12 protein-coding genes are annotated in these 16,532 nt (G+C 63.1%); 2 read left to right on the forward strand and 10 right to left on the reverse strand.

The window, feature by feature from the left end:
* Positions 1-83 precede the first annotated feature (83 nt).
* Positions 84-833 carry an SPFH domain-containing protein gene (locus ACYVL5_RS19260; RefSeq protein WP_460597201.1) on the forward strand — a complete coding sequence of 250 codons (750 nt, stop codon included), beginning with the start codon at positions 84-86 and terminating at the stop codon, positions 831-833.
* Positions 834-1,046: 213 nt separating this feature from the next.
* Here the strand turns inward: ACYVL5_RS19260 and ACYVL5_RS19265 are convergent, their stop codons facing one another.
* Complete coding sequence (locus ACYVL5_RS19265) at positions 1,047-1,514, reverse strand: CHRD domain-containing protein (RefSeq protein ID WP_460597202.1); 468 nt, start codon at positions 1,512-1,514, stop codon at positions 1,047-1,049.
* Positions 1,515-1,808: 294 nt separating this feature from the next.
* On the opposite strand from ACYVL5_RS19265, the gene ACYVL5_RS19270 reads away from it, so the two are divergent.
* The gene (locus ACYVL5_RS19270) at positions 1,809-2,720 is read left to right on the forward strand and encodes a hypothetical protein (RefSeq protein ID WP_460597203.1); all 912 of its coding nucleotides are present in this window, start codon (positions 1,809-1,811) and stop codon (positions 2,718-2,720) included.
* A 159-nt stretch (positions 2,721-2,879) separates the two neighbouring features.
* On the opposite strand, the gene ACYVL5_RS19275 is transcribed toward ACYVL5_RS19270, so the two are convergent.
* The 9 genes from ACYVL5_RS19275 to ACYVL5_RS19315 form a co-directional block, all read right to left on the reverse strand.
* Positions 2,880-4,484: a methyl-accepting chemotaxis protein gene (locus ACYVL5_RS19275; protein ID WP_460597204.1), complete on the reverse strand. Its 1,605-nt coding sequence runs from the start codon at positions 4,482-4,484 to the stop codon at positions 2,880-2,882.
* Between the two features lie 85 nt (positions 4,485-4,569).
* A complete protein-coding gene (locus ACYVL5_RS19280; protein ID WP_460597205.1) occupies positions 4,570-6,291 on the reverse strand; it encodes a methyl-accepting chemotaxis protein in 1,722 nt (573 codons plus the stop codon).
* A gap of 27 nt (positions 6,292-6,318) precedes the next feature.
* Entirely contained in the window at positions 6,319-6,825 is a 507-nt protein-coding gene (locus tag ACYVL5_RS19285; protein WP_460597206.1) for a chemotaxis protein CheW, read from the reverse strand.
* Positions 6,818-9,121 (reverse strand): chemotaxis protein CheA, encoded by a 2,304-nt coding sequence (locus ACYVL5_RS19290; RefSeq protein WP_460597207.1) that lies wholly within the window; start codon positions 9,119-9,121, stop codon positions 6,818-6,820. The genes ACYVL5_RS19285 and ACYVL5_RS19290 overlap by 8 nt, the downstream gene beginning before the upstream one ends.
* Positions 9,118-9,483 (reverse strand): response regulator, encoded by a 366-nt coding sequence (locus ACYVL5_RS19295; protein ID WP_460597208.1) that lies wholly within the window; start codon positions 9,481-9,483, stop codon positions 9,118-9,120. The genes ACYVL5_RS19290 and ACYVL5_RS19295 overlap by 4 nt, the downstream gene beginning before the upstream one ends.
* Before the next feature lie 3 nt (positions 9,484-9,486).
* Complete coding sequence (locus tag ACYVL5_RS19300; protein ID WP_460597209.1) at positions 9,487-9,840, reverse strand: STAS domain-containing protein; 354 nt, start codon at positions 9,838-9,840, stop codon at positions 9,487-9,489.
* 18 nt (positions 9,841-9,858) lie between these two features.
* Positions 9,859-11,742, reverse strand: a complete 1,884-nt coding sequence (locus ACYVL5_RS19305) for a hypothetical protein (protein WP_460597210.1) — start codon at positions 11,740-11,742, stop codon at positions 9,859-9,861.
* Between the two features lie 440 nt (positions 11,743-12,182).
* A complete protein-coding gene (locus ACYVL5_RS19310; RefSeq protein ID WP_460597211.1) occupies positions 12,183-13,589 on the reverse strand; it encodes a sigma-54-dependent transcriptional regulator in 1,407 nt (468 codons plus the stop codon).
* Between the two features lie 332 nt (positions 13,590-13,921).
* Positions 13,922-16,429 carry a PAS domain-containing protein gene (locus tag ACYVL5_RS19315; RefSeq protein ID WP_460597212.1) on the reverse strand — a complete coding sequence of 836 codons (2,508 nt, stop codon included), beginning with the start codon at positions 16,427-16,429 and terminating at the stop codon, positions 13,922-13,924.
* Positions 16,430-16,532 lie beyond the last annotated feature (103 nt).

The following is a 16,532-nucleotide window of genomic DNA, read 5'->3' on the forward strand; positions in this document are numbered from 1 at the left end:
CCCTTCGCCCCCCTCCGCGCTCCTGGCGATCAGGGGCAAGGCAGGGTGCGGGCAGGGAAAACGTGCATCCAAGGAGGCTCAACATGATAGTCGCAACCCCAGTCGTGTTATTCATTATCATCGCCATCCTCGCCGCTTCCATCCGGATCCTCAAGGAGTACGAGCGGGGCGTCGTCTTCCGCCTGGGGCGTTTCGTCGGTGTCCGGGGCCCCGGCCTCATCCTGCTGATACCTGCACTGGAGCAGATGACCACCGTCTCGCTCCGGACGGTGGCGACCGAGATCCCCGCCCAGGACGTCGTCACCCGCGACAACGTCACCATCCGGGTCACCGCCGTGGTGTATGCCAAGGTAGTCGAGCCACAAAAGGCCATTGTGGAAGTGGAGAATTACCAGTATGCCCTGAACCAGCTCGCGCAGACCGCACTGCGCGCGGTGATCGGCCAGCATATCCTGGACGAGGTGCTGGGCGAGCAGACGAAACTCCAGGAGGCGCTCGGTAGCACCCTGGCGAGCCAGACCGGCAAATGGGGGGTCAAGATCGATCACGTCGAGATGAAGAACATCGATCTCCCGGAAGGAATGCAGCGGGCGATGGCCAAGGAAGCGGAGGCCGAACGGGAGCGCCGCGCCAAGATCATCCACGCCAGCGGTGAGTTGGAAGCCTCCGTCAAGCTGGCGGAAGCCGCCGCGAAGCTCGCCGAGACACCGTCGGCACTTCACTTGAGAACCCTCCAGACGATGACCGAAATCTCCGCGGAGAAGAACAGCACCATCCTCTTCCCCTACGAGCTCATCAACGTCGCCACGGGGATGGTCAACCGGAAGCCGTAGCACTCCGCCGGGCAAGAAATAAATGGGGCCGGACGGCATGGTAAAAATGCCGCCGGCCCCTTCTTTTTGCCTCGTCAAACGCCTGACTCGTTGTAGGGTGGGCAGCCCCCAGCCCACCATCTCTCCGGCAGAGTGAGCAAAGCCGAGCCGACATAACGACCGCTGAGCCGATACCAGGACCGCGTCGGCACGGGGTGCCCACCCTACTCTTTCCTATTTGATCTGCCCGCGGATCTCGCCGTCCGGGTTGGCGTCGGTATGGACGTTCACATAGGCGTCGCCGGACTGCATCAAGGTAACGAGGTCGTTGATCGACTTCCCTTTGTAGTCACCCATCATGTCGTCAGCGGTGATCTTTCCTTCAGTCAGAAGGCCGTGCGACTTACCCTTCTTCTGCTCCTTGTACAGCATCACGATCGGGGGACCGTCTTCGCCCTTCTTGCCCATATGGATGTGGGCGCCGTTGATGTCCTTGATGTTCTTCACGTACAGCTTGTAGCTGATCTCGGTGCCATCCTTGTTGACCTTGAACTCGGCTTTTCCGGACGATTTAGCCTTCGGCTTCTTGATCTCCTCCTTCGGAGTCAGGTGCGCCTTGAAGTGCTTTTCGGCCGCCAACGCGGTGGATACAGCAAACAGGACCGCCAACATCACCAGTAATGCCAGTTTCACGCTCCTCATACGTTTCCTCCCTTTCCGGTTTAAGGTAAGGCCGTTTGGCCATGATGCCCGATGTCGGACCACCATCAGGTTAACACTTTATAACCAGATGAATTCTACGACGAGTTTGCGCATTGGCAAGGAGAAGACGCGGGGAGCAGACACGGCAGCAACGGAGCGGGGGCTCGAAAATCACCGAGCAATATTATTTTTTATTAATTTTTATATTTTTTAATTGCCCTGCTTCCTGAACCGGAGTTAATGTCATCGTTACTCATCGGCTCCTTCTGTGAGGGAGCAAGGGACGGCGGATCTATGAAATGGAAAGATGTCATACGATTTATTGTTGCTAAGGTCATGTTGAGAAGGACCGTTCTTTTCTCCCGGCACGACGATTGGGAATGGGCAATCCGCAAGAAGCTCCAAAAGTCCGAATACACGCCATTTTTCTATGACCTCCACGAGATCCCACTCTCCCTTTTCAACCTGATAGTTCCCCTCACCGTGGCCGCCGAGCATCGTATCAACGATCGCCACCCAGCCCTTAACGGCAAGAGGACACTGGTTCCTGCCGATCCCGCCATCACGCTCTGTGACGACAAGGAACGCTTCGCCAGCCACCTCATTTCTCACGGCTTCGGCAACTACGTCCCCAAGACCAACCAGAAGATGGACTATCCCTTCATCATCAAGAAGAAGGTCGGTGAATGGGGACTCGACATGGCCGTCATCCACGATGCGGAAAGCGGGCTCCAATACCGCGACTGGTTTACCTCAGGAGACTTCTTCACCCAGGAATACATCGAGGGAAGCGACGAGTACACGACCCACATCATCATGGCCGATGGGAAGATCCGGTTCTTCAAAACGCTGAAATTTACCTTCCAGGAAAGGTACTTCATAAAGGGGAACAACTTCAGGCCTCTGGCAGGTATGCCGGTGGACCACTCCCGATTCTTAGATCTCTTCGAGCGGATACTCAACTCCGTCGGCTACCAGGGGATCTGCTGTTTCAACTACAAGCTTGCCAATGACACCGTGAAGATATTCGAAGTCAACCCTCGCTATGGCGGCTCGCTCACGACGTTTCTGCCGGAAGCGCTGCCTCTTTATGAGAGAGTCATCAAATCGCCCGCGGCATCCTGGCAGCCACCTGTACCAGACCCGGGCGAATTGCAGGACGAAGACGTGGATCACGCAGGCATGGTAACTCCTGCTCCCCGGTGATCCTTCCAGATCCACCCTCTGCCAATTCGGAGAGAAACGGTCATCCTTTGACGCCAATGGAAGCCCTACTTCCCGCTCAATAACACAAAAAGCCCCCTGACAATGCCAGGGGGCTTTTCTTTATGGTAGAGAGCTTCAGGGTGAGGAAGAGGAAACCGGTCACCCGGCGGCGGCCTCGCCAAGGGGAAGCGGCTCGAGCTGTTCGGTCATGATCGACTTCGGGGTCCGCACCGGCAACCGCACGGCGGTAATCCCTTCGAGCCGGAAAAAGGCCACCGCGTTCTGGAGCTGATCGGCCTGCATCGACAGCTCCTCGGAGGTGGCGGCCATCTCTTCCGACGAGGCGGCGTTACTCTGGATCACCAGGTCAAGCTGCTGGATGGCCGAGTTGATCTGCTGGGCACCCGAGCCCTGCTCCTGGCTGGCGGCGGCGATATCCTGCACCAGTTCAGCGGTCCGCTGGATGTCCGGCACGAGCTGCTCCAAAAGCCGCCCAGCCTTTTCGGCCACCGCGACGCTCGACTCGGAAACCTCGCTGATCTGGGCCGCCGCCTTCTGGCTCCGCTCGGCCAGCTTCCGCACCTCCCCCGCCACCACGGCGAAACCTTTTCCCTGCTCACCGGCACGGGCCGCCTCGATGGCCGCGTTCAACGCCAAAAGGTTGGTCTGGCGTGCGATCTCCTCGATCAGGGTGATCTTCTTGGTGATGTCCCTCATGGCGTCCACCGTTTCCGCCACCGCCCGCCCACCTTCCCGGGCGGCGGCGGCCGATTTCACCGCGATCTTCTCGGTCATCAGCGCGTTGTCCGCGTTGCGGGCGATGTTGGACGCCATCTGCTCCATGGCGGCGGAGGCCTCCTCGGCGGCAGCCGCCTGCTCGCTCGCCCCCTGCGAGGTCTCCTGGGCGGAGTTGGAGAGTTCCTCGCTCCCGGCGGCTACGTTGTGGGCCGAGACCTGCACCTCTCCGACCACGTGGCGCAGCTTGGCGACCATCTCCTGCATGCCCCGGAGAAGCTCGGCCGTCTCGTCCTTCCCCGCGACCTCGATCTTCATGGTCAGGTCCCCGTCGGCAAGCCGCCTCGAGTGACCGAGCGCCTCGGCCAGCGGCACGGTGATGGAGCGGTGCAGGAGGTAGCCGATCCCCATGGTAAGCACAACCGCCAAGAGCGCCCCCACGGTCAGCACGGCGTTGGTCTGCCGCGCCAGGGAAAGCATGATGGCCTCCTTGGAATCCATCCGCTTGTTTGTCTGGTCGGCGAGCGTCTTGGAGAGATCCTCCATCTGGTGCATTTCCTTCTTGTACTGGGTGATCGCCGCGTTCGCCTGCTGCGGAGTCTTGATGCGCCCGGCCGCGATCTTTTCCCACACCTGACCGAACCCGGCCTCATAGCCTGCGAGCTCCGCCTTCATGCTTTTCACCGTCTCCCGGTCGGCCGGCAGGGTAGCTGTCTTATCCAGATCGGCCAGCCGCGCGTTCAGATGCTCGTGCTGCTCCTGCCACTTCTGCAGGTACTCCTTTCTTTTCTGGGGATCGTCGATGTTGAGGTAGATGTCCTTTTCGAAGCGCCTGAGCCCAAGGATGTTCGACCGTGCGCGGGCCGCATGTTCGGCGATGGTGGCGTCGCCGCGCAGCATGGTGACGGTCTGGTCGGTGCCCTCGTTGACGCCCCAGTAACCGGTAGCAACCACCCCTATCAGGATCAGCAGGATCAGGGTAAAGCCCATCCCCAGCCGGGTGCCGATTTTGAAATTTGCCAGATTCATGGCTGTTCGTTCTCCTTTGTTTCATTTGCTGCCTCCCCGGCCGGCGCCGGGGAATCCATTCCTACCCGTGGGTGGGACAAAAAAGTCAAAATCTCTCGAAGGCGTCGTCCAGGTGGTCGGCTCCCCCGCCAAGCTGAAGGTCCACGCCGGGAAGAGGGACACCGGCGGGCAGCTGCTGGCGCGAGGGGGCGCGGGGCGAAGCGGGCCGGGGCGCAAACGGCATGGAGCCTTGGGCCATCGCACCTTGGGCAATCGCGCCGTTGAGCGTTCCGATGGGGGTGGCAACCGCAGCGGGCTGGGAGGCATCGGCCCCTTCCAGCCGGAAGAAGGCCACCACGTGTTGAAGCTGCTCCGCCTGGCTGCTCAACTCCTCAGAGGTGGAGGCCATCTCCTCCGAAGCGCCGGCATTTTGCTGGATCACCTGGTCGAGCTCGCGGATCGCCTGGTTGATCCGCTCGGCGCCGACGTCCTGCTCCTTGCTGGCGGCGGTTATCTCCTGGACCAGATGCGATGTCTTCTGGATGTCCGGCACCATGCGCACCAGGTAGCGTCCCGCCTGCTCCGCCACGAACACCGAGTTGGTCGACAACCCCGATATTTCGGCCGCAGCCTTCTGCGAGTGTTCGGCAAGCTTGCGTACCTCCGAGGCGACCACCGCGAATCCCTTCCCGTGCTCGCCTGCGCGTGCCGCCTCGATGGCGGCGTTGAGGGCCAGGAGGTTGGTCTGGCGGGCGATCTCCTCCACCATGTTGATCTTCTTGGCGATCTGTTGCATGGCGGCCACGGTCTCCACCACCGCGTCCCCCCCCTCCCGGGCGTCCTGGGCCGATTTCATCGCCATCCTCTCGGTCTCGGCCGCGTTGTCGGCGTTTTGCCGGATGGTGGTGCTCATCTGCTCCATGGAAGAGGAGGCCCGCTCGGCGGCCATCGCCTGGTCGGCGGCTCCCCGGGAAAGCTGGGCGGCGGCACTGGAAAGCTGGCGGCTCCCGGAGGCGACGTTGGCCGCGGAGGCCATGACCTCCCCCACGATCTGCCTGAGCTTCACCACCATGTGCTGCATGGCCCGCAAAAGCTCGGCGGTCTCATCGCCTCCGGTGACGACGATCTCGGTCCCCAGGTCCCCCTCGGCCAGCCGGTTGGCCACCGAGAGCCCCTGCTTCAACGGACGCGTCACGCTTCTCGTCAGGAACATGGCCAATAACGCCCCCAGAAAAAGCGCGGCGGCGCTCATGAAGAACATGCCGCGCTGCATCTTGGTGACGGCGTCGACCACGTCATGGGTGTTGCGGGCGGCGGTCTCGGCCTGGGCCTTTTGCAACCGTCCCACCGCTTCGGTGATCTGGTCGCGGTTGCGGTCGAAGGAGTCCATCAGCCGGTTCCCCGCCTCGGTCCCATCCTCGACGTAAACCGCGGCCATCTCCTTTCCTTGGCTCAGGTAGCGGTCGAAGGCGACCGAGAGCGCCTCCACCTCCTTCATGGAGCGCTGGTCCTGTTTGCGGGCGAAGTACTCCTTGAACCTGGCCAGGGATTCCTGGAATTCGCGGGCCGACTTCTGGGCGTCCACCAAGCCGCCCTGGTTGCGGGTGGCGGCCACATCGGTGAGGCTCTCGCTCACCCTGATGGCGGCCGTGGTCATCTGGTGGGCGACCAGCAGGTAGGGGACGGTCTCGGTGGCGACCTCCCGCGAATTCCGCTCGATCCCCCGCAATAGCCAGCTGGAAACCGCCGCCGTGATCAGGAATATCCCGATTACCATCCCGAAGCCCAAGACCATCCGGGTCGCTATCTTCATGTCTCGTATGTGCACGATATCTCCCCTTCCTGCGCCGGTGGATCAGCAGTTGGCGGCCAGCGTCGGCTCGGAGCCGGTGTCCCGCAGAAGTGTCACCTCGACCGACGAGAAGACCTTGTCGGCGTTGAGAATCACCATCAGCTGCTCATCCAGCGTCCCCATTCCCAGTATCAATTCGGTATCCAGCTGGCACCCGATGCGGGGAGCCGGCTCGATCTGCTCCGGTGAGAGTTCCAGCACCTCCTGCACCGAGTCGGCCAGGGCACCCAGCACCGTGGTCTCGTTGTCCACGGTCACCTCGGCGATGATTACGCAGCTCTGTCCCCGGTCCGAGGCGGGGAGCCCGAACTTAAGCCGCAGGTCCACCACCGGGACCACGTGGCCACGCAGGTTGATCACCCCGAGCACGAAGTCGGGGGTGCGGGGAACGCGGGTCACCCCGGTGTAGTCGAGGACCTCGCGCACCTTCACGATGTCCATGGCGAAGAGCTCTCCATCGAGGGTAAAGGTCAGGTACTGGGCGGTTTCCGTCACGGCGGTATCAGGCATAGGCAATCCCCTTGAAGGCGGCCTGTTCGTCGGCCGCGTTGCGTCGTTCCAATTGCTCCTCCTCGTCCAGGAGCTGCTGCAGGTCGAGAATGAGGGCGACCGTCCCGTCCCCCATGATGGTGGCCCCGGAAACCCAGCGCACCGCGCGGAAGAGTCTCCCGATCGACTTGATGACCAGCTGGTGCTCGCCGATCACCTCGTCCACCAGGAAGCCGATCCTTTTCCCGTCGATCTCCACGATGACGATCTGCTCGATGGAGGGGCGCTGCCCCCGGACCGCGAAGCGCTCCCTGAGCGAGATGTACGGGATCACGGCACCGCGCAGCTGCACGATCCGGCGGCCGTGATTTCTCGCCGCCTCCAGCTCGCTCAGTTCGATACACTCCTCGACCTGGGCCAGGGGGAGGACGTAGCGCTCGTTGCCGATCCTCACCAGCAGGCTTTCGATCATGGCCAGGGTGAGCGGAATCTTCAGCGTCCAGGTGGTCCCTTCGCCGTGGACACTGGCGATCCCGATGGTGCCGCGCAGCGCCTCGATCCCCTTCTTCACCACGTCCATCCCGACCCCGCGGCCGGAGATGCTGGTGATTTTGTCCGCGGTGGAGAAACCGGGGTGGAAGATGAGGCCGAGGATCTCGCGGTCGGCAAGCTCAGCCCCGGCCGGGATGAGCCCCCGCTCCATCCCCTTGGCCCTCAACTTCTCGCGGTTCATGCCGCGGCCGTCGTCGCTGAAGGTAAGGATCACGCTGTCCCCGGAGTGAGCCGCCTTAAGGCGCAGGGTTCCCTTGGAAGCCTTACCCGCCGCCACCCGCTCCCCGGGCGGTTCGATGCCATGGTCGATGCTGTTTCGGATCAGGTGCACGAGGGGATCGGCAATCCGCTCGATCACCGTCTTGTCGAGCTCGGTCTCCGCGCCCTCGGTAACGAGCTCCACCTCCTTGCCCAACTCGTGAGAGAGGTCATGGACCAGGCGCAGCATCCGGTTGAAGGTCCCCTCGATGGGGAGCATCCGGATGTCGAGGGCGGTGTCACGGAGTCCCTCGGTGAGGCGCCCGATCTCCTCGGCCACCGCGTTGAGCGCGGGGTCGTCGTAGCCGAGCCCGATCTGTACCAGCCGCATCTGCGCGGTGACCATCTCTCCCACCAGGTTCACCAGTTGGTCGAGCTTGTTGGAGGCGACCCTGATGGAAGAGATCGGCCGTGCCCTCTCGGATTCCCGTTCGACGACGGTGGGCTGTGCCCCTCCGGACTCACCCGACACCAACGCCTGGCCGACGGCAGGCGCCTCGGCATGCTCCGGAGAAGCCGCTCCATCCGCTAGCGCAGACTCAGCACCCGACCCAGCCGCAGACTCAGCACCAGACCCAGCCGCAGGCTCAAGCGCACCCTCCGCACCGGACTCAACACCGGGCTCTACCCCAGCCTGCACCATCGACTCCACCATCGCCTCGACCGCCGGCATCAGCGCGGGCTGCACCACCGGTTCCTCGGCGAGGGCGGGTCCGGCAGCCCCGAGGTGGAGCCTTGCCGCAGCCGACGACGCAGGCGCCGTATCGGCACCGTGGCCGGCCGGCGCGTCTGGCGCCCCATTGGAGACGAGCTCGATTTCCACCCGTCCCCCGTCGCCCAGGAAGATGAATACGTCGTGAACCGCGTTGATGTCATGGCTGGTGACGAGCAGGATTTCCCAGTGCAGGTAGCAAAGCTCCGGGTCGAACTCCTCGAAGGAAGGGATCCGCTCCTTGTGCAAGGTAATCTCGCACCGCCCAAGCTCCCGCAACTCCTCAAGCAGGTGGGAGGGATTGAGGCCGCGCTTGAAGATCTCGCGGTCGGGGCGGAAGCGGATCCGGCAGAGGATCTCGCCGTCGGTAGTGGTCGGCAACGGGGCGTGGGCCGGGAGTACGAGCCGTTCAGCCTGCGCTCCGACCAGGTCACGGAAAGCGCCCACCAGTGAGCGGGTCAGTTGTTCGTCGGCGGGAGCGGTGCCGTCGAGGGCCTGCACCATGGACTTGATCTGATCCCGGGCCGAAAGCGTGAGGCGGATAATATCCGGGGTGACCGGGAGCCTCCCTGCCCGCACGTGATCGAGCACCGACTCCACCTCGTGGGCGAAGAAGGTGATCTCTTCCAGCCCGAGCATGGCACTCGCCCCTTTCAGGGTATGCATGGTCCGGAAAGTGCGGTCGACTTCCCCCTTGTCGGTGGGACGCTTTTCGAGTTCGAGCAGCGAGAGTTCCAGCTCGGACAGCAGATCGTCGACCTCCTCGCGGAAGACCTGGGCGACGGTCTCGTTCATTTAAGAACCTTCCTCACTACCGCCAAGAGCTGCTCGGGGCGGAAGGGCTTCACCATCCAGCCGCTTGCCCCGGCGAGGCGCCCTTCCTGCTTGCGGTCGTCCTGGGATTCCGTGGTGAGCATGATGATGGGGGTGAAGCGGTGGTCGGGATTGTCCCGGATGGCGCGGATCAGGCTGATGCCGTCCAAGACCGGCATATTGAGGTCGGTGATCACCAGGTCGACCTGCTCCTGCTTCATCCTGGCCAGCCCCTCGGCGCCGTCTTTGGCCTCCACGACGCGGTACCCCGCTTCCTCCAGCGTGAAAGAAAGGGTGGTGCGCATGCCGGCGGAATCGTCCACCGCCAAAATAGTCCTGTTCATAGATCAATCCTCCTTCTGTTGCAGACAGCTGCACTGTTCCCAGCAGCAGCCCGGCCCGGTCTGGTAGCCAACCTCCAGGGCCAGTTGCCGGTGCCGCGCCAGGCTCGATGGTGCAATGCTGAGCTTTTTCTCCCGGTCCGCCGCAAAGCGATGGGCCGCACATAAAAGCTGGAAGAAGGTTAGATCTGCTTCGGTGACTCCAGTCACGTCGATGGTGACCACATCCGCCCCTTCCAGTTCCTCCAAAAGCACCTTCTTCAAGTTGGCCACCCCGATGACGGTGGCCTTACCGGAGATCGATACCTCCCTTGTATCGGGCTGGTCGCCGTTGGTTACCGGCTCCATTTCAATCTGCATTACTCTGCTGCTCCTTTTCTAAAACAACTCGATGTTGGCGCCCAGGAACTCGTCATCCGCCGCAACGGAAAGGGGAACCGGGGCGACCACTCCGGCCTGCGATGCCTGGGCCGTAAAACGTTCATGAATCTGCCGCTCGCTGTGCATGGTGTACTGCTGCTTCAAGGCGTCGAGCGCCTGGCGGACACCCGGCTCCCGGCCTCCCTGGCAGGCGGCGACGACGGCATGTTGCAGGTCCGAGAGCTGCGCCGGCAGTTCCCGGTACAAAAGCGACCCGAGCTCCGGGTCCTCCAGGGCGGCAACGGTGGCTTCCAGGTCGCCTGCGAGCCCTTCCGCCATCCGGTCGGTCTGCTCCAACTGCTCGAGCACGTTCGACGACAGGCTTCGCAGAGTACCGAGTGCGGAAGCCATCTCGTCCCCGAGGTCGCCGGCCACTACGTCACCGAGGTTTCCGGCCAGCGCGGAGCCGGAAGCGGAATTCGACCGGGCCGGGAGGTCGGCCTGGAGCGCGGTAACCTGGGCGGAGATCCTCACGATGCTGTCCGTGATGGCACGTGCCCGCTGGCAGATGATGACCGATTCGTGCTCCACGGTGGCGGCGATGACGCCGAAGGCGGCGCCGTCCTTACCGGCCTGGGCCGCCTTCACGATGGCGTTTTGCGCGATGAGCTTGATCTCGAACCCGATGTAGTCGATCTCCTTGACGAAGGAGGTGATCTCCCCCATGGCGCTGGTCACCGCCAGCATGATCTCCGCCAGGTGGTCGGCACTCCGGCGGCTCTCCGCGAAAGCGGACATCACCGAGGCGAGCCCGGCCTCGATTCCCGCAATGGAGGAGCCGCCGACGCTACCGGCCATGCCGAAGAGCTCATGGAGCGCGCCGGAGGTGGAGGAAGCCTCGCCGGCAACCCCCTTGAGGTTTTGCGCCACGTGGCCTATCGCCTGCTCCAGCTCGGTGACGCTGTGGGCGATCTGGGCCGACTGCAACGCACAGACACTCTGGGTAGCGGGCGGTGCCCCCTCCCCTAGTCCCAGCGACTCGGCCACCTCCATTCTCAGCCCCCCCAAGGCCCGCCCGGCATGCTCGAGCTGCTGCCTGGTGATGTCCTGGAACTGCAGGGCCACCACCACCTCCCCCAGTGCCCTGGACATGGTCCCGGAACGCCCGGCGAGCTCGTCGGCCACCCGGGCGCAGTTGTCGTGCATCCGGACAAGGTTGGCGATGGCGTGGCGGATATCGGCGAGGATGCTGCCGGTCAGCTTGCGCTGGCTCTCCTTGAGGCTGGTTACCTTGGTGACCGCCCTTTCAAGCTCGGCCGAAAGGGAGCGCTTCTTGGCGTGGATGTCGGAGGACTTCTGCTTGATGTCCAGGGCGAGGTTGCCGATGGCGTTGCCGACGGTCAGGAAACCGCCTCCCCCCTTGGCAGCCCTGGCCCCGAGGATGTTGGTGCTGGTCTTGAGCATCCGCAGGGTGCCGACCCGGTCCTGGAAATCGGTCACCAGGCGCTGGATCGCCTCCAACTCGACCATGATCCGTTTCAGGCCCGCGACCGAAGCCTCCGCCCCCCGGTCTCCCCCCTGGAGCTGCTCGGACATGATCTCCAGGGCCTGCTGGATGTCGGCCAGCACCGACTGCCCCTCGCTTCCCGCCATCAGTTGGGCAGCCTGGGCCGCGTGTCGGGAGATAGCCCGCAGCCGTCCGGAAACGTCGCGCAGGTTGTCGGAGACGGCCTGGAAGCTCCGCTCAGTCAACTGGGGGAGGCGTTCGAGCTGCTGCAGCATTCCGTCCAGGGTGTCCAGTAGCGGCTGGGTGAGCGAGTAACCGGCATGGGGCCCTGCCGGTCGACCGAGATTCGGGGCGTCACTGCCCGTCGGCCGGACGGCAAAGGGGGTTGAATGCATCAGAAACCTCTTGTTGATGGCGGGCAACGGCGATGGAACCTCCCCCTTAACAAGGTGGAATGGGGGCACCGCCCGCCCGTTTCGGGATATTTAGGACCCCTTTTATCCTGAATCGGGGACCACTAAGCAGAAATGATGCCATTTCGCGCAGATACCAAAGTGCGGTAAAAACGGCCGAATAGCGGTGGGCAACGAAGCGCTCAAGGAAAGGAAGTTGCGACAAAAGTCCGGGGGAATGGGCGGCGGGATCTGCATTCAGCTTGTCATTTAAGTAACTTATTCACGGTGAGACATTTTTTGCCGGTGCGACATTTTTTGCAGCTTTTCGGCGGCAACCATCTCGCCTCTCCACCCAGGCCTAAAGGGAAACCTGATCGGCCACTATCTCCGGCACCAGCCAAATTCCCCTATCCTTCAACGAGAGGACCGCCCCCCCTCAATTACCGGCGGCAGAGCCGCTTGTTGAGTGCCTGCCGGGTCAGCCCGAGCATGGCGGCAGCCGCTCCCTGGTTCCCCCCCGCCAACTGAAGGGCCTCCTCGATGAGGTAGGTTTCCATCTCCTTCAAAGTGGGGAAGCGGCCGGTAAGCTGGAAGCCGGGGGCGTCGCCGCAGTACGACCGCTCGGCGGCGGTGGGAGCCGGTGCCTTGCCGATCACCTTCCGGAAGGAGGTCATCGACAGGTTCCCCCCTTTGTGGCGCGCCATGGCGTCGAACACCACCGACCGCAGCTCCCTGACGTTGCCGGGGAAATGGTAGCTGCAAAGGTAATTGAACAGCTCGGGCCGGTAGGATGGCTTCGGCAGCCGCAGCGACCGGGCCGCCTTTTCGAGGAAGAATTCGAGCAGCAGAGGAATGTCCTCCTTGCGCTCCCTCAAAGGGGGGATGTGAATGTGGTGGGCGCAGAGCCGGTAGTAGAGATCCTTGCGGAAGGTCCCCGAGACGATCAACTGCTCCAGATGCTGGTTGGTGGCGACGATGATCCGGGCGGAGCTGCGCAACGGGATATCGGAGCCGAGCGGGTAGTACTCCCGTTCCTGCAAGAGGCGGAGGAGCTTCACCTGGGAAAGCGGGCTCAACTCGCCGATCTCGTCCAGAAAGAGCGTCCCTCCGGCAGCCTGTACGATCATGCCGTCGCGCACCTCCCCTGCCCCGGTAAAGGCACCTCGCTTGTGACCGAACAGGGTGTCGGCAAACATCTGGTCGTCCAGACCGCCCGCGTTGATGGCGACGAAACGCCCCTGCACCCCGGAAAGGCGATGCAGCGCGCGGGCGACGAGGTCCTTGCCGACGCCGGTCTCCCCGGTGATCAGCACCGGCTGGTCGGTGCCAGCCACCGCTTCCAGGTAGCCGAAAAGCGCGGTCATCTTGGGACTGCGGGTAATGATGGGAGCGAAGGCGGCGGAGCGCTCGTGGTTCCCGGCCAACAGGGAATGGCTGAGCCGCGAGATTTCCCCACGCAGGGAGCTCATCTCCAGGGCCTTCCTGATGGAGGCCACCACCCTGGCGCCGTCAATCGGCTTCACGTGGTAGTCGAAGGCGCCGTTTTTCATGCACGAAACGGCCGTGGCGGGATCACTGACGGCGGTGATGACGATCACCGGGGTCTGGGGATGGTTGGCGGTCACCTCGGCGAGGAGCTCGCATCCCGGGAGGTGCGGCGCCTCAAGGTCGAGAAGGACCACCCCGGCGTCGCGCCCGGCGAGGAATGGAAGGAGTTCCCGGCTGTCGGAGAGCGTCACCTGGTTGGCGAGCCCGGCTTCTTGAAGGAATTGTTGATACTTTGAGAGGGTCTCCGGGTCAGAGTCCGCCAGCAACACGGCCGGCGAGCTGGGAGATATTGTTTCCATAGGCACCTGCAAGGACGAGAAAATTTCTACCCCGGTATATCACGATTAATCGGACCAAAAGCATCGGTTATCTCCTGAGCCGCCGGGACAAAATCTTACAGGATGGGATTGGGATTGGGATGGGATTGGGGGGACTGTGGATGGGATTGGGGGGACTGTGGATGGGATTGGGGGGACTGGGGATGGGATCGGGGGGCCCGGGAATGGGATCGGGGGGACTGGGGATGGGATCGGGGGGACTGGGGATGGGATCGGGGGGACTGGGGATGGGATCGGGGGGACCGGTGTGGGATCGCGGCCCCTGCCCGGGCATGGCGTCCGGGTCCGGCGGTCTAGAGCTTGATGCTGAATTCGGCGCCCTCTTCGTTATTGCGGACGCTCAGCAAGCCCCCCATGTTCTTTTCGATGATGGTTTTCGACATGAAGAGACCGACCCCGGTCCCTGCCGCCGGCCCCTTGGTGGTGAAGTAGGGATCGAAGACCTTGTCTATTATCTCCGCTGCAATGCCACCGGCATTGTCTGAAATTCTCACCTCGAGGTCGTCGATGGCGATGGTCACTCTCGGCCGGCTGATGTGCCGCTCCTCGAAAGCATCCCGTGCGTTCATCAGGATGTTCAAGAGCACCTGGGAGTACTCGTTGGGATAACCATAGGCGGCGGGATCACCGCTGCCCACCACCTCGATGGTGATCGAGTTGGCCTTGAAACCATCCTCGATAAGAAAGAGCGTCTTCTCCACCACGGTTCGCACGCTGAAGGTGACCTTCTCCTTGTCGCCCCTGAAGAAGTTGCGGAAATCGTCGATGGTCGCCGACATGTGACGGATGATCGCCATCGAGCGGCTGCTCACCTGGTCGACGTACGACTTGTCGAGTTCGCCGACCTCATAGACCAGGGAAATCTCCTGGATCAGTAACCCCAGCGCGTTGAGCGGCTGTCGCCACTGGTGGGCGATGTTACCGAGCATCTCTCCCATGGCCGCCTGCCTGCTCTGAGACAGCAGCATCTGGTCCCGCTCCCGCAACTGCATGGTCCGTTGCGCGACCCGCTGCTCCAGTTCTTCGTTCATCTGCTTCAGCGCGGCCTCGTCGCGCTTGCGCTCGGTTATGTCCTGAGCCAGTATGGCGAGGTCCTGCCCAATGGGCACCGCCGCCACCCGGAGCCACATCTGCTCCGCCCGGTCGTCCAAAAAGGGAGCTTCCAATATGCCCGCTTGCCCCGTTTCGGCGACCTGCCGATACATCTGGAGGAAAGGCCCGGCGTAACCGGGCAGGATTTCCAGCAGGCGCCGGCCCAGCACGGCCTTGGGATCGGTGCAGGTCCACCTCCCGATGGTGCTGTTGGCGTAAATCCAGCTGAAATCGGCGACATGGCCGGCATGGTCCCGTACCGGCCGCAGGATCGAGAATCCGTCCGGAGAAAGCTCCTGGGCGACCCGGAACCGCTCCTCGCTCTCCCGCAACGCCCCCTGGATCCGCTGACGCGCCACCATTACGCCCACGAATTCCCCCATCAGGCGCAGCGTCCCCTCGGCGGCCGCATCGAAGCCGTAAGCCTTGGAGGACATCACCTTCAGGACGCCGAAAGAGTGCTCGTCGTACCGTAGCGGAATCACCACCATCGACCGCAGCCCGATATGACGGCAGGCCTCGCGATCGACCCGCGGGTCGTTCTCGGTATCGTCGGATCTCTTCAACTCGCCCATGCTCAGGCAATGTCCCGACAGGCTCCCCGCAATCTGCAACCGCAGCCCCATGAAGCCGGAGGCGATCCCCGTCGCGGCTTCATACACGATCTCGTGGCCGTCGGTCACTTCCAGGCTCGCGCCATCGGCCCCGGTCAGGCGGGAAACGATCTCGAGGATACGTTGCAGCAGCGAAGCGTAGTCCAGGTTGGCAGCGGCGACCTCGCGCTGGGCATTGAGGACGGCGGCCAACCGCTCGGCACTGGCGTGCAACTCGGCCTCGGCCCGCTTACGCTCGGTGATGTCGTGGGCGATATGGACGGAGCCGATGCTGTTTCCCTGCCCGTCCAAAAGAGGAGTGGTGGTGACCAGGAAATCGCCGCCGAAGCGGTCCATGTGCAGCTCTTCGCGATGAAGGCATCCGTCGCGCATCGTCTGCGCGTGAGGGCAGAGCTCGTGGGGGAAGGCCGTTTGGTGGACGATCTGGTAGCAGGGCATGCCGATGCAGTCATCCGGGGTGACGCCGAGGCGTCGCGCCATCGCCTCGTTCACGTGTTGTACCCGGTGATGGTCGTCGAGCACCGCGATCAGGTCGGGAACGCTGTGGAAGGTCCGTTCCCACTGCTCCTTGCTGCGCCGCTGCTCCTCCTCGGCCCGTTGGCGTTCGGCGATTTCGACCTGGAGGGTCTGGTTGGCCCGGCACAGCTCTTCCGTCCGTTCGGCTACCCGCTGCTCCAGGGTATCGTTCATCTCCTTGAGGGCCTTCTCGGCACGGCTCCGCTCCACCGCGTACTTGATGGAACGGGTGAGGAGCTTATGGTCGATCTCCCCCTTCACCAGGTAATCCTGGGCCCCCTCCCGGATCGCCTGCACCCCGATCTCGTCGTCGCAGGTGCCGGTCAAAACGATGATCGGTACCTTGCACCGCGTTTGCCGGTTCAGGGTCCGCAACGTGTCCAACCCGAAGCTGTCGGGGAGTCCGAGATCCAGGAACACGAGATCGACCCGGCCCGCCCGGATCGACGAGATGGCCTCCGAGAGGCACGCCACGCGGGCAGCCTCCAGGACGGAGCCGTCCGCCGGGAGCTGGAGCTTCAGCAGTTCGGCGTCGCCCGGGTTGTCCTCAACTATCAGTATCCGCAGTGACTTCGGCATTACCTATTCCTTAGTCGGAGGCAGCAATCGGACTGAAATGCGGGGCTTGGGAGACAAGAGAGACTCCTTGCACTTATCGAAGCTCTCAGGCACAGGTGTGAAA

The sequence above is a fragment of the Geomonas sp. Red276 genome, assembly GCF_054784495.1.

Bases quoted from the DNA above. Each gene is read 5' to 3' on its own strand.
- ACYVL5_RS19260 (WP_460597201.1), top strand. From the start codon at position 84: ATGATAGTCGCAACCCCAGTCGTGTTATTCATTATCATCGCCATCCTC.
- ACYVL5_RS19265 (WP_460597202.1), bottom strand. From the start codon at position 1,514: ATGAGGAGCGTGAAACTGGCATTACTGGTGATGTTGGCGGTCCTGTTT.
- ACYVL5_RS19270 (WP_460597203.1), top strand. From the start codon at position 1,809: ATGAAATGGAAAGATGTCATACGATTTATTGTTGCTAAGGTCATGTTG.
- ACYVL5_RS19275 (WP_460597204.1), bottom strand. From the start codon at position 4,484: ATGAATCTGGCAAATTTCAAAATCGGCACCCGGCTGGGGATGGGCTTT.
- ACYVL5_RS19285 (WP_460597206.1), bottom strand. From the start codon at position 6,825: ATGCCTGATACCGCCGTGACGGAAACCGCCCAGTACCTGACCTTTACC.
- ACYVL5_RS19290 (WP_460597207.1), bottom strand. From the start codon at position 9,121: ATGAACGAGACCGTCGCCCAGGTCTTCCGCGAGGAGGTCGACGATCTG.
- ACYVL5_RS19295 (WP_460597208.1), bottom strand. From the start codon at position 9,483: ATGAACAGGACTATTTTGGCGGTGGACGATTCCGCCGGCATGCGCACC.
- ACYVL5_RS19300 (WP_460597209.1), bottom strand. From the start codon at position 9,840: ATGCAGATTGAAATGGAGCCGGTAACCAACGGCGACCAGCCCGATACA.
- ACYVL5_RS19305 (WP_460597210.1), bottom strand. From the start codon at position 11,742: ATGCATTCAACCCCCTTTGCCGTCCGGCCGACGGGCAGTGACGCCCCG.
- ACYVL5_RS19310 (WP_460597211.1), bottom strand. From the start codon at position 13,589: ATGGAAACAATATCTCCCAGCTCGCCGGCCGTGTTGCTGGCGGACTCT.
- ACYVL5_RS19315 (WP_460597212.1), bottom strand. From the start codon at position 16,429: ATGCCGAAGTCACTGCGGATACTGATAGTTGAGGACAACCCGGGCGAC.